Here is a 12,845-nt window from a genome sequence, read left to right on the forward strand (position 1 = left end):
AGCTTCCCGGCAGCCCTACGTTTGCCGTGTCCCACCCGTCGGCTGGGAGGCGGTTATGCTGAACCGGCGCGCGTTCGTGTGCGGGACGATCTCCACAGCCCTCGCGATTCCGGTCGCCGTGCGGGCGCAGCAGACAGGGAAGGTGTGGCGAATAGCCATTGTGTCGTACCTGACGATTCCCACACCATCACCGCATGGGCGTCGGCAGCCGTGCTGTCATCGTAGGGGTTCCCAGGTCGGCCCGCTCTCCTCCGACGAGAGCGGAGCCACGAACTCCGCCCCGCGCTTGGGTCGGGCTCGGGTCTCGGCCAGCACCACCCCGATGCGCTTGCTGGTCTCCTTGGCGAACAGGCGTACCATCCCCACCGTCGTCCGCTCGTCGAAGATGGCCATCAGGATCGCACCCTCGTCCACGGTCGACACGTGGATCGACTGCTTGATCCCTTCATGGAACAACACGGTGAACTGGGTCTCGCCCAGGAGCTGGGCCATGGCGCTGGTCGAGCTGTAGGCCCCGGCGGCCAGCGCCGAGATCGACACCGTATCCAGCGGCCGATTGATTCCGTCCATGGCCAGGAGCTGGCCGCCCCGGTCGATCAGGAGGACCTCGGCCGCTCCCGACTCCCTGAGAAAGTGGGAGAGGACCTCATGGATGCGTGCGGCGTCCTCTTCGTGGATCACCATGCCGGCGCCCTTCATGACCCCTCTCGCTTTGCGCGCCCGAATTCGTGGGCCAGGACCATGCGAGATACGGTGTTCAGCGTGTCGAACACCCCCGTACCCTCGGTGGCCACTGCCTCGAAGGACGGCACCCGCCGAGTCCCCCGGTTGAGAACGTATTCCAGATAGTCGAGGGGGGCGGCGTTGGGTAAATCGCGCTTGTTGTACTGGATGACGTAGGGCATCTCGCCGAGCTCGTACTGGTACTCGCGCAGGTTCTCAGCGAGGTTGCGGAGGCTCTCCACGTTTTCGCGGAGTCGATCGAACTGGGAGTCAGCCACAAACACCAGGCCATCCACCCCGCGTAGAACCAGCCGACGCGTCATGTTGTAGTGTGGCTGCCCGGGCACGGTGTACAGCTGGAAGCGCGTCTCGAAGCCTCGAACGGTGAGGGCCGTCACCGGCAGAAAGTCGAAGAAGATGGTGCGGTCATCGCCCGTGGCCAGCGAGATCATGTTTCCCTTGTTCGTCTGGGGCAGGGAGCGGTAGACGAACTGGAGATTGGCGGTCTTTCCGGCTACTCCGGGCCCGTAGTAGACGATCTTGAAATTGATAAGCCGCTCGGCGTGGTTGATGACTGACACGGTCAGGCCCTCACAGCCGTCCCAGATAGGCCGCTGCACGCTCGAGCTCCAGTCGCGCCAACCCCGGCCGTTCCACGGGGCCGCCACCGGCCACCAGGACGGCGCCTCGCGCGTTCTCCACGGCGCGCACCATCAGCCGGTGGGTTCCTACCTTAACGACGACTGACGTGATCGGGCCAGCGGGCGAACCCACCAGCGCTCTGTGAAGATCACGCGCGAACCCGCCGAACGCCCGGGCCTCGAGATATCGCGGCAGAAAGAGGTAAACGACGAGCGAGCCGTCCGGGTCACGCAGCACGCTGGAAGTCACCCGACCGAACGCGTGGAGCGACGCTGCCACCCTGCGCACAGCCGGCTCCGGGGGGGCCTCTCGGAGCTCGGCCTCGAGCGAGGCTGCCGGCACCAGGGTCATCGGGCGCGCTTCGGTCTCGGGGACCGCCGCCTCCTTGAGGCACAAGCGTTCCAGCAGCGCCAGCGAAGCACCTGGCGGCGTCGCTGCCGCCAGCGCCATGTCCGGCGCACCAACCAGCGGTGTGATGACAACGGTCATGGCCGTTCCCCGCACCGTTGCCTGGACGGCCCGCTCGGGCAACCGCGGGTCGATCAGAGACGGCAGGACCCGTGCGGCGACATCAGCGACCGTGGCGCCGGCCACCGTCGGCGGCGCCAGCGTGAGGAACGACGCGCCAGCGCGCTCGACGTTCTCGACGGTCATCGGGCTCAGGAGCGGCCCGAGCAGCACCGCCATACGGCGCGCGTCCTGAGCTCCTGGCTCATCGCTCGGAAGCGGATCGGCTGCGACTGCTGATGTCTCCGGCACCACGTCCGTTAGCGGATCGCGCGCCCGCTCGGGCTCCGGCGCCCACTCCGCCGGCTCCGCCGCCACGGACTCAGGCGACCAGTCCGTCTCCGGCTCGGCCGCCCGCTCAGGCTCCGGCGCCCACTCCAACCCCGCCTCGACGCCGGGCACAGGTGGCTCTGACCTGTTCACCGGCTCGGCTCCCGGCGCAAGAGACTCGGGCGCTCGGTCTTCCATCGGCCCATCCGGCTCGTCGCTGGTCGTCGGAGACGGATCCGGCTGGAAGGGTAACGGGAAGTCTTCCAGCGCCTGCGCGTCCATCGTGGAGGCAGACAGCGCGAAGAGGCCCGATGGGACCTGACGCACCACCTCGTCGAGGGGAAGCACGAGCGCTCCATTCGGAAGGAGCTGGACCACGTCCTTATCGGATAGTGCCAAGGTCTGACGAGGGAATTGCTCGGCGACCAGCGGCCAGCCAACTTGAACGACCCCCTCGACGAGCTGCGGGCGGACCAGACGCTCGGGGACAAGCAGGAAGTCGGCCTCCTGCAGGTGGGCGCCGACCTGGTCGCGCGGTAGTGCGAAGACCTCCTCCGGCAGCTGGTCGGCGACGCGGGCGAACGGGATACGGATGATCCCCTCGACCGACTCCGCGGCATGCACGGGCGGAACGGTCGCTGGCGCAGCTGGAACGCGGGTCGGCGCTGGTGGCCGGGAGCTGGCAGGTGGACGCGGCGGAGTCGCCACAGGCGCACGCGCCGACGGGTTCGAGTGGGTTGTCGGGAGGGGCGCTGGCGGCGGTGAAGCTGCCGGACCGGCGAAGGTCCACGGCTTCACCGCGGCGTGTTCTAGGGGGAGGCTGTTGTCGGGCCGTAGAGGACCGGGGGACGGCGCCGGCCATGGCCGAGATGTCGCCGCCGGCCCCGAGGCAATCCGTGAGGCCGGCGGCACTGCTCGGTCCCGAGCCGATGCCGACCGCACCGCCGTTGAGCCGGACCCGCGCGACGATCCCGCAGGCGGCTGCTCCCGGAACCGCACGGGGGCGAGCAGCAACGGCACCGAGACGAGGATCAGCATTCCGAGCGCTGCCGACCAGAACGGCGGGCGAACATCAGGGGCGACCACAGCCACGACAGCGACGGTCACGACGAGCAGGAGACCGTGCGTGAGGGAAAATGCCGCGGTTGCCATGAGCACTCGGGACACCGAAAAGCTTCGGACTGTCACGATGGCCACGATGAGGTATACCAGCAAAGCCACGGCGGGGCCCCACCCGGGCGCCGTCAGCGACCCGCCCCGCAGGCTCAGGACAACCGTCGCGGCCGCCGCGTAGCCGACGAGCGCGAGGACGGGAACGGTCCACGCCTGCAAGTGGGTCCGTGATGTCCGGCGGGAAGGCATCAGAGCTCCTGCTGGATCTCCGAGAGGGCCCTCTTCACGAGATACCGGATCTTGCCGAGGGCGGCGGAATCGGCAACGAGCACGGCGAGGAGCGCGTCGGGGCCGACACCGTGCAGCAAGAGGGTCGCGGACTCGTATTCGAGCATCATGCCTTGCAGGCTCCCCTGGCCCAGCTCGCGACCGATTCCCTCCGAGGACTCGCCGAGACAGGCGGCCAACGCCGCGGCCACTTCGATCTCGGCGACCGTGTCGCCGGCGCTCTCGATGAGGAAGCCTTCGCGATCGGCGAGCGCGACGAATCGCACTCCCGATGCACCGGCCAGCGCGGTCAACCGGGTCTTGAGGTCGGTCTCCGGCCCGGCGTCGGCCCAACCAGGTGCGGGGGAGGCCGCGGCCGGCCGGGACGCCACGGCGACCGGCGCCGCTGGCGGGTGGGGAGCGCTCACCGCCGGCGCCGGGGCGGCGCCGTTGGGGACGCCCGCGAGCAAGGCGTCGATCTTCCGAACCAGCTGCTCGGCGGCGAAGGGCTTGAACATGACGTCGTTGGACTGCACCTCGGCCGCACGCGCCAGAACCGTGCTGTCGACCACCCCCGAGATCAGCAGCACGGGCATCCTGCCAATCGTGGGATGGGTGCGGACGAACTGGCAGACCTGGTAGCCGTCCTTGTCGGGCAGGATCACATCGCAAACGACGATGTCCGGCCGGTCACGCTCGATGCGTTCGATGGCCTCGGCACCCGACGCCGCCGACATCACTTCCATGCTCCGGCCGGCCAACGCCTTCTCCACCACCTTCCGGACGCTGAGGCTGTCGTCCACCACCAGCACCTTAGGCATCGGCCTTCCTCCTGGGGACGAGGGACGACAGCGGGGCCCGCCCGTCCTCGTCGATCTCGGCGGCAGCGGCCAGGAGGAGTTGCTCGAGGCTCCGCCCGATCGTCCGGGGTTGGTCGGCGCCCAATCGTTCCCACGGGCTGAATGCAAAGCTGCCCTGCGCCTCGCGCTGGGCGGCCGCCATCAGCGCGGCGAAGGCCGGCTCACCAGTGGCGCGCCCGAACTCTGCATGCACGGCACGGCCGCGATCGAAGACGACAAAGCCTTCTCCCGAAGGCAGGGCGAGGGCCAGGCATCCCGTCTTGTTGCCGAGGGCGATAGCCTGGGCCAGGTTGGGGAGATCCATGACATCCAGCGCCCCCCGCAGGCCCCAGGCTTGGGGCGGCGTCTTGGCCGAGGTTCGCGTCTGCGAGACAGGAGTCCCGACCAAGCTGACCACCTCTTTCACGATCGTCCCCGGGGTGAAGTCACCTACCAGTATCCGATCGGGACCGTTGTCCATCGGCCGTTCGGGTACCTGGTCGTCGGCGCCGGCCAGGAGTAAGAAGAGCACCCCGGCCATCGATGAGTCGCTGCGGACGATCGAGCACAGCTCCCAGCCGTCGATGTCGGGGATGTTCGCCCGGCTGACGATGAGGTCCGGCCGATCACGCTCGAGCATCGTGAGCGCGAAAGACGCGTTGGGCACGGCGGTGATGTCGGTGAGACCGACTTCGCCCAGGGCCCGCTGCAACGCTGCCAGCGTCTCACGGTCGGGATCGATGACCAGGACGCGCGGCACCGTCGGCTTCATCCGGCGACGGCCCGCTCGTTCCCCGTCAGCGATTCGATGAGCTGTACGAAGGCCTGCTCGTCCACCGGCTTGGTGACGTAGTGCTCGACGCCAAGCTGGCGGGCCAGCGCCACATGCTTGCTTCCGGCCCGGGTCGTGAGGACCACGATGGGAACGCCCCGCAGGCCTGGCCGGCGCTTGAGGTCACGGATCAATTCGTACCCGTTGAGCCGCGGCATCTCGAGGTCGGTAACCACGATGTCGACCGCGGCGTCGGCGCTCAGGCGATCGAGGGCCTCGATCCCGTCGTTGGCCGTGACCACCCGGAAGCCGGCCCGGTCCAGCATCTGGCCCACGAACTTCCGCACGCTGACCGAGTCATCCACCAAAAGCACACTGCGCCGGGCCAGGGGCGCTGGCGAAGCAGGCGGACGGCTGTCCTCGGCCGCCGGGGAGGCGGCCTGCCGCAGGGCGCCGATTGGGTCGAGCAGCCGCGCAGGGTCGAGCAGCAAGATGACCCGGCCCTCGCCGGTCACCGTGGCGCCGGCAAAGGGGCCCACTCCGTCCAGGAATGCGCCGAGGCGTTTGATGACGATCTCCTGCTTGCCCAGCAGCTCGTCCACCGCCACCGCCACGGTCTTGCGCGCGGTACGCAGGGCCACGACCGGCAGCCCGACACTGGGGCGGATACCGGCGAGCCCCAGGACCCGATCGAGCCGCAGCAAGTCCAGCGGCTGTCCATCCATGACGACCGATTCGCCGCCGGGGGTCGTCACGATCTCCTCGGGACGGATTCGGACCATCCCCCGGACGACAGGCACGGGGATGGCCAGCACCTCGGTATCCACCCGGACCAACAGGGCGTCGGAGATGGCCACGGTCAGGGGTACCCTGAGGGTGAATCGCGTGCCCTCCCCCGGCGTCGTCTCGACGTCGATCTCGCCGCCCAGTTGAGCCACGTTCGTCCACACGACGTCCAGCCCCACGCCCCGGCCCGCGCTGATGGTCACCGCCGGTGCTGTGCTGAAGCCGGGTTGGAAGATGAAGTCGAGGATGTCCCAGTCGCCCAGCCCGGCGAGGCCCTCCGGCGTCACCAGGCCGGCTTGGAGCGCGGTGTCCTTCACCCTGTCCAGGTCGATACCGCGACCGTCGTCGGCCACCTCCACGACGATGGCGGCGCCCTTCTGGGCCGCGCTCACGCGCAGACTGCCGTGCGGGACCTTGCCGCGTGCCTCGCGCTCGGCCTCAGGCTCGATCCCATGGACGATGGCGTTCTGCACCAGGTGCAGCAGCGGGTCGGTGATCCGCTCGATGACCGCGTTGTCCAGTTCCACGGCCTCGCCACTGACTTCGAGCGCCACCGTCTTGCCGGCAGCCCGGGCTGCCTCCCGCACTTGACGCGGGAACCGGGAGAAGAGCCGGCCGATCGGCACCATCCGCGCGCGGGTGATCTGGCGGCGCAGCTCGCCGGACAGCCGCTGCGTCCGCGCCGCATCCTCCCGCACGGCCCGGATCAGCAGGGCCAGCTGGCTCTGGACCTCGGCGACGTCCGCGGCAATCTCACCGACGCGGCGGGCGAAGAGGTTGAAATCGTCGTAGCGGTCGAACTCCAGCTCGGCGAAGACCGCCTCCAGTGGCACGGCGGCAGGACGGCCCGGCTCGCGCGCGGTCGCGTTCGACCGCATGTCGGCGGCGGCCCCGGGAAGCTGGGGATTGGCGTATTTCGCCTCGAAGCTGCCGACGGTCTGGCGCATTCGGGCCTCGGTGAACCCCAGCGTCGCGCCGACCCGGTCGAGTTGGGCCAGATGTCCCTCGAGGCGACTACGGGCAATGACCAGCTCACCGGCCAAATTCATGAGGGCGTCGAGGCGCTCGAGGTTGACACGAATGTTGATGGCGGCCGGCGCCGGGGCCGCGACGGACTTGACGGCCGCCCGCACCACACCCGCGGAGACCGGGCCCGCCCCAGCCGCCATGGGCTCCGCCACGGCCTCCACCGGCTCGGGCCGCGAAGCGGGCTCAAAGACGCGATCCAGCTCTGTGGTCGCTCCCGCCTCGACCGTGGCCGGGGCCGCCTGAATTTGCTCCTCGAGCAGGCGCGTGGCCCGGATGAAGGCCTGGCTTCGATCCGCTGGCACACCCTCGGCGCTCCGCACCATGAGGCGAAGCGCATCGAGGCCCGCGTAGACTGCGTCCAGGGTAGCCGCAGTGAGCGCCCGTCGGTCCTCGCGGACCTCGCCCAGAAGATCCTCGACATGATGGGCCAGGGCTCCGATCGTCTGGCAGCCCACGGCATAGGCCGCGCCCTTGAGCGTGTGGACGGCACGGAAGAGCGTGGCCAGCTCGGCCTCATCGCCGCCGTCGCGCTCGAGCGCGAGCAGGGATTGGGCCATCAGCTCGAGGTGCTCGGCCGCCTCGGGGATGAAGTACTCGAGGACATCTGGATTGTCGCGCAGGAAGCGGTCCAGCTCGGCCAGCGGCCCCGCCGGCTCGGCGGCCGGGGCCACGGTGGACGACGTCTCATAGCGGGCCAGCACGGCATCGAGCGCGGCGGCGTTCTCCGTGCCGGTCGTGCCGATCGTCTCCAGCGCTTCCTTGAGGGCTACCGCCAGCGCGCCGAGCTGCTCGGACGGGCCCTGACGGTCGGCCAGGGGAGCGGTCACGGCACGATCCACCGTGGACTCCATGACCGTCGCCAGAGCCGACACCCGCGGAAAGCCGTTGAGGGCAGCGGCTCCCCGCAGCCGGTGCGTGACCAGGCGTAGGATCTCGCCGTCGGTGTCGGCGCCGGATGCCAGCGCGGCCAGTCTTTGCTCGACGGCAGCGAGGGTATCCCACGCCTCCATCAAGAACACGCTCAGCAGGAACTGCCGCTCCTTCACGTCTCCCATTGGCGTCGGTGGCGCGCCTCAGGCCCGGGTCGACAGCTTGAACCGCGACAGGCTGCCCATCAGCTCCTCGGCCACTCGCGTCAGCTGATCGACCGTCTTGCGTGTCTCGACCGCAGCTTTCTCGGTCTGAACCGCCACCCCGGCGATGGCCTGCACGGCCACCGCCGCGCTCTCCACGCCTCGGGCCTGGTCCTGAGCTGCCCGCGAGATCTCCGTGGCCAGCGACGCCGACTTCCTCGAGATGTCGCCGATCTCGTGGAGTCGCTCCCCGGCCTCGACGGTGACCTTGTAGCCGGTCTCGACCTCCCGGGTGCCTTCTTCCATCACCACCACCGCCTCTTGCGTCTCCGACTGGATGCCCTTGATGAGCACCGCGATCTCCTTGGCCGCCTTGGCTGAGCGCTCAGCCAGCTTACGCACCTCGTCGGCCACCACCGCGAACCGCTGGCCGGCTTCCCCAGCGCCAGCCGCCTCGATCGCCGCGTTCAGGGAGAGCAGGTTGGTCTGGGCGGAGATCTCCTCGATGGTGTTGACGATCTCCGAGATCTCCAGCGAGCGGTCGGCCAGGCTCTTGATCTTCTTCGAAATTCTCTGCACCTCCCCGCGGATCTGCTGCATGCCGTTGAGGCTGGCCCGCACCCCTTCCTGGCCGCGGCTCGCCGATTCCAGCGTCCGCTGGGCGGCCTCGGCGGCGGACTCGGCGTTCTCGGCCACCCGGCGCATCGCGCGCGTCAAGACTTCCATGGCCTGGCTCACACTGCTGGCATCCCGTGACTGTGTCTGGGCTCCGCTCGCCGCCTGGTCCATGGTTGCGAGCATTTCGGTGGCGCTGGCCGAGACTTGATGCGCGGCCTGACGTACGTCAGCGATGATCGTGGCCAACTCCTCCACCATGAGGTTGATGGAGTCCACCACGCTACCCAGAACGTCGGAGGTGACCTCACCGCGCTTGGTGAGGTCGCCCTGAGAGATCTCGGTGGCCACGTCGAGGAAGCGGGTGATGTTGCGCTGCAGCTCCTCGCGCTTGTGCCGCTCCTTGTCGCGCTCGGCCTCGGTGTGGACGAGAGAGCGGAGCCGCACCACAGTCTCGTTGAAGGTGGAGGCGAGGCGCCCCAGCTCATCTCGGGAGCGGATGGGCACTTTCACCGTGAGGTCGCCGGTGCTGACGCGCTCGGCGGCCCGGCTCAGCTCGAGAACGGGAACGCTGATCCGACGGCTCAGCATGGTGCCCAGAGCCACGATGGTTGTCGCCGCCAGCACCGTCACCACCGCCACGAAGCCCTGCACCCAACGCCGCTGGGAGAACAGGGTGCCCTGCACCCTGGTCAGCTCGCTGAGGGCCGCGAAGGCCTGGCCCTTCTCCTGGCCGACGATGACCGCCCAGCCGAGCCCCTCGAAGCCCGGGAGGTCCCGGAATTCCCCCTTGCTCGCGCTGCGGGAAAAGCCGATCACCTGCTCGACCGTGGCCGAGCCATGGGTCTCGCTGGAACCCACCACGTAGCCGGAATTCGGGCCCCCTCCGCCGGCGATCAACTCGGCCGGCCTGTACTTCTTGGCCAGGAGGTTTCCGTCCTTGGACATGATGAACTTCTTGGCGTGCCCGACCGAGGTGTCGGCGATGAGATTCCCGTTGGCCGCGACGATGACCTTGACATCGCTTCCGGGAACCTTCTGGGCCAGCCGCGAGGCGAGCTTCTGGACGGCGGAGATATCCAGGACTGCCTTCATGACGCCGAGCGGCTGCTTCGTGAGGGGATGGTCGATACGAACCGAGATGGCTACCGACCACACACCGGCCGATTCGTCGAACACGACGCGAGCCCCGGTGGGCCCGGCCGGCTTTTTCATCGTCAGCGGTTTCTGCGACGTTCCACCGATGTCGATGCCCGTGTTCCAGGCGTTCACCCACGATTCCTCTTCGCTCTGCACGAAGTCGGAGGTCAGGTTGCTGATGGCCACGTTGTAACCGTTTCGGTCGGTGAAGAAGACCTCCCGGAAGACGGGAGAGTGCGCCAGCTGGTCCTTGAGATACTGTGTCGCGGCCGGCAGGGGGTCGAGGGCGCGGGTGGCCTTCATCTCCCGCTCGATGCGATAGATGGCTGGCTGATCCGATGCGATCTCGGGGTAGCCGGGCCAGCCGCGTCGCCGGGCGATCATGTCGCCGCGCAGGGCGGCCTCGATGACCAGCGGATCAGAGGCCCAGACTCTCACGTCCTTGACCCGTTCTTCGATGTAGGTGTCAACCTGGGCGGCCAGATCCTCCGCCGCTTTCCTCAGCCCGGCGCCCACGACCTCCCGCTCCATGGCCCGGACCGACTCGTCCAGGCCCTGGCTGAAGAGGTCGACAGACCGTGTCGTGGTGACGTAGACGACAGCGCCCAGGATGACGAGCGGTACCATACCCACCGCGAGCATCTGGAGGGTGAGCTTGGATCGAAGGGATGCCGCGCCTTTGTGCCGGATCATCACGTGTCCTCCTCAGAACGCACGAGGATCTTTCGTGCCTGGCCTCGATCCATGTCCGCCGCCCACCGACGCCACGCTACTGCCCACCGACCTGAGCGCGTTCAGCAGCTTGCCGACGTCGAGCAGCGGCACCAGCCGGTTATCGCGCCGCAGGTAGCCGGCCGCCCACTCAGCGTGGCGGAGGCCCGCCGCAGGATCGGCTGGCAAGATCGCGCCCAGCGCCTCCAAGCTCACCACGCCGTCGATCACCAGCGCCGCCTCGAGACCGGCGGCCGCCACCACGATCGCTCGGTGCCGGCGCCCGGGGCGGCCGGCGGGAAGGCCGAGGGTCGAGCGCGCGTCCACGATCGCGACGACCTCGCCGCGGAGGTTGGCCACGCCCACCACGTACGGTGGCGCCAGCGGTACCGGGGTGAGGTCCTCGAAGAGCACGACCTCGCGGACGCTCTGGACGGGCAGGGCGAACAGCTCACCCCCGACCGTGACCACGCAGACGCGGGCGGCGGCCGCCGCGTCGCGCAAGCTGGTCGTCGGCAGGTCGAGGACGTCGTTTGTCGTCATCGCACGAATCGCCGCACGGCGCCGAGCAGTTGCTCGGCCGTGAACGGCTTGGGCAGGTACTCATCGGCGCCCTGCTTGAGACCCCAGGTCCGGTCGCTCTCCTGGTTCTTGGAGGATACGACGACCACGGGCGTCTGACGCGTCCGCAAGTCCCGCCGGAGCCCCCGGAGGACGTCGAAGCCATTGCGCTTCGGCATCACGATGTCGAGCAGCACCACATCCGGCTGCTCGGCCGCGATCTTGTCCTCCAATTGTTCGCCGTTGAGGTACGTCAGCACCTCATGTCCGGCCGATCGGAGAATGGTCTCCATCACTTGCAGCTCCGAATACGCGTCGTCCACGACCATCACCTTGCCCATCGCGGAAGCAGCCTCCTCTCTCGACCGGACGTGCCTGGATAAAACCCGTCTGGCAGGGCGCAACTCATCTGCCAAACCAGAATCAGGGTGAACTGCCCGTCAGACCAAACGTAAACTGCACTGTCTACCGAGTCGCGTCCGCGGTACGGCCTCACCGTCCGAGAGAAACGGGTGGTGATGGGACAAATTGGGAGACGATAACGGTGCCACGGTGTCATTCCGATGCCTCAGTCGCACGGAAGACTGCGCAGTTGTGGCGAATCCACCCCCGCGCTACGGTTGGCCGAAGAATTGAATCCAGCGGGCGTCCAACATGTGGCTCCGCCGCCTCTGGAACGATCGGAAGAGCCGTCGTCAATCAACGACGACGGTACAGCTCTTTCGGACGGCCACCCTCCACCGGAACGCCGGTCGCTTCGAGGAGGCGGCGACCCTGGTCGAACGTGGGCTCCAGCTCCACCCCAACAACGTGGTCGGGCTCCTGCTCGCGGGTTCGCTGCATGCCGTGTTCCGCAAGACGCAGCTGGCGCAAACCGCCTTCCAGCGCGTCCTCAGCCTCGATCCCACGCATCCCCGCGCGCTGCTCGGGATGGCCCGCATAGCGCTGGAGGCAGGGGAAGCGCGGAGCTGCACGGACTTCCTGCGTCGGGCGCTGGGACGCTATCCGGACTTCCCCGAGGCTCGAGCGCTCCTCGAGGCGGTGGCCCAGGCCGACGTGGACACCGCGCCTCCGGCTGCGACCCGGCCTCTCCGGCTCGAGCGCCTGCGGCTGCCGCAGGAAAGCCGTGAGGCGCTGCTGGCCCGGGTCGACGCCACCGTGATCTTCGCCCAGCCGCACGGGACGAGTACTGGCGAGGTGGCCGCCCGTACCGCGCGGCTGTGCCGGCTGACGGGCGCCATGCTCACCCGCTGCGGGTTTCGACGTTGGACTCACGCCGTGCTCGAGGGCGCCGCCGAGACGACGTTTCTGCGCGCCGACGAGGATGTCGTGCTCTCCATCGCGTTCGGACGCGACATCGAGATGGGCGCCGGGATCGCCCACGTGGAGCGAGTCTGGACCAACTGCCGCCAAGAGCTGGCATCGCAGATCACATCGTGACCACGAACGGCACGACCGGCCGCCCGCCCGAGCCACCGCCGGCGCCGGGCCGGGACTTCCGCCGGCTCCTGGCCGGTCTGACCCGCCTCGATCACGTACGCGGTGGGTTGCTGGTCGCCCCGGACGGCCTCATCATCGCCGCCGCGCTCCCGCGAGACATTCCGGTAGAGTCGGTGTCGGCGCTGGCGGCCACGCTCGGCCGAGAGCTCGAGCTGCGGGGCCCGCGCCTCCGCCACGGCACGTTCCTCATGGCCCACTTCGTCGCCGACGAGGGGACGGTGTTCCTCGGTTCCACGCCGATCGGCTTCATCGTGCTCTTGGCCGACGCCCGGGCGAACCGTGACGCCCTCCGCCACG

General features: G+C 68.8%; 11 protein-coding genes. 2 read left to right on the plus strand and 9 right to left on the minus strand.

Annotation, left to right across the window (positions count from 1 at the left end; all coding sequences use genetic code 11):
• Positions 1-216: 216 nt before the first annotated feature.
• From VFR64_17585 to VFR64_17625, 9 genes are all read right to left on the minus strand, one after another.
• Positions 217-699: a roadblock/LC7 domain-containing protein gene (locus VFR64_17585; protein HET9491553.1), complete on the minus strand. Its 483-nt coding sequence runs from the start codon at positions 697-699 to the stop codon at positions 217-219.
• On the minus strand, positions 696-1,304 hold the full coding sequence (locus VFR64_17590; GenBank protein HET9491554.1) for an ADP-ribosylation factor-like protein: 609 nt from the start codon (positions 1,302-1,304) through the stop codon (positions 696-698). The genes VFR64_17585 and VFR64_17590 overlap by 4 nt, the downstream gene beginning before the upstream one ends.
• 10 nt (positions 1,305-1,314) lie before the next feature.
• A complete protein-coding gene (locus VFR64_17595; protein ID HET9491555.1) occupies positions 1,315-2,766 on the minus strand; it encodes a hypothetical protein in 1,452 nt (483 codons plus the stop codon).
• Between the two features lie 737 nt (positions 2,767-3,503).
• Entirely contained in the window at positions 3,504-4,343 is an 840-nt protein-coding gene (locus tag VFR64_17600) for a response regulator (GenBank protein ID HET9491556.1), read from the minus strand.
• Positions 4,336-5,133, minus strand: a complete 798-nt coding sequence (locus VFR64_17605) for a response regulator (protein HET9491557.1) — start codon at positions 5,131-5,133, stop codon at positions 4,336-4,338. The genes VFR64_17600 and VFR64_17605 overlap by 8 nt, the downstream gene beginning before the upstream one ends.
• Positions 5,130-7,994 carry a response regulator gene (locus VFR64_17610; GenBank protein ID HET9491558.1) on the minus strand — a complete coding sequence of 955 codons (2,865 nt, stop codon included), beginning with the start codon at positions 7,992-7,994 and terminating at the stop codon, positions 5,130-5,132. The genes VFR64_17605 and VFR64_17610 overlap by 4 nt, the downstream gene beginning before the upstream one ends.
• Before the next feature lie 27 nt (positions 7,995-8,021).
• Positions 8,022-10,469: a methyl-accepting chemotaxis protein gene (locus VFR64_17615; GenBank protein ID HET9491559.1), complete on the minus strand. Its 2,448-nt coding sequence runs from the start codon at positions 10,467-10,469 to the stop codon at positions 8,022-8,024.
• Between the two features lie 12 nt (positions 10,470-10,481).
• Positions 10,482-11,030 (minus strand): chemotaxis protein CheW, encoded by a 549-nt coding sequence (locus tag VFR64_17620; protein HET9491560.1) that lies wholly within the window; start codon positions 11,028-11,030, stop codon positions 10,482-10,484.
• Positions 11,027-11,389 (minus strand): response regulator, encoded by a 363-nt coding sequence (locus VFR64_17625; protein ID HET9491561.1) that lies wholly within the window; start codon positions 11,387-11,389, stop codon positions 11,027-11,029. Before VFR64_17625 ends, VFR64_17620 begins: the two co-directional genes overlap by 4 nt.
• Positions 11,390-11,702: 313 nt before the next feature.
• Between VFR64_17625 and VFR64_17630 the strand changes: the two genes are divergently transcribed.
• Entirely contained in the window at positions 11,703-12,488 is a 786-nt protein-coding gene (locus tag VFR64_17630) for a tetratricopeptide repeat protein (GenBank protein ID HET9491562.1), read from the plus strand.
• Positions 12,485-12,845 (plus strand): hypothetical protein (locus VFR64_17635; protein HET9491563.1); only part of this gene is annotated, 361 nt, incomplete at its 3' end. The genes VFR64_17630 and VFR64_17635, both read left to right, overlap by 4 nt.

Source organism: Candidatus Methylomirabilota bacterium (genome assembly GCA_035709005.1).
Taxonomy (GTDB): domain Bacteria; phylum Methylomirabilota; class Methylomirabilia; order Rokubacteriales; family CSP1-6; genus 40CM-4-69-5.

What these genes read in the sequence shown, in the direction of transcription:
- VFR64_17630 (HET9491562.1), top strand. Translation starts at nt 11,703, where the DNA reads ATGTGGCTCCGCCGCCTCTGGAACGATCGGAAGAGCCGTCGTCAATCA.
- VFR64_17585 (HET9491553.1), bottom strand. Translation starts at nt 699, where the DNA reads ATGAAGGGCGCCGGCATGGTGATCCACGAAGAGGACGCCGCACGCATC.
- VFR64_17620 (HET9491560.1), bottom strand. Translation starts at nt 11,030, where the DNA reads ATGACGACAAACGACGTCCTCGACCTGCCGACGACCAGCTTGCGCGAC.
- VFR64_17605 (HET9491557.1), bottom strand. Translation starts at nt 5,133, where the DNA reads ATGAAGCCGACGGTGCCGCGCGTCCTGGTCATCGATCCCGACCGTGAG.
- VFR64_17625 (HET9491561.1), bottom strand. Translation starts at nt 11,389, where the DNA reads ATGGGCAAGGTGATGGTCGTGGACGACGCGTATTCGGAGCTGCAAGTG.
- VFR64_17600 (HET9491556.1), bottom strand. Translation starts at nt 4,343, where the DNA reads ATGCCTAAGGTGCTGGTGGTGGACGACAGCCTCAGCGTCCGGAAGGTG.
- VFR64_17615 (HET9491559.1), bottom strand. Translation starts at nt 10,469, where the DNA reads ATGATCCGGCACAAAGGCGCGGCATCCCTTCGATCCAAGCTCACCCTC.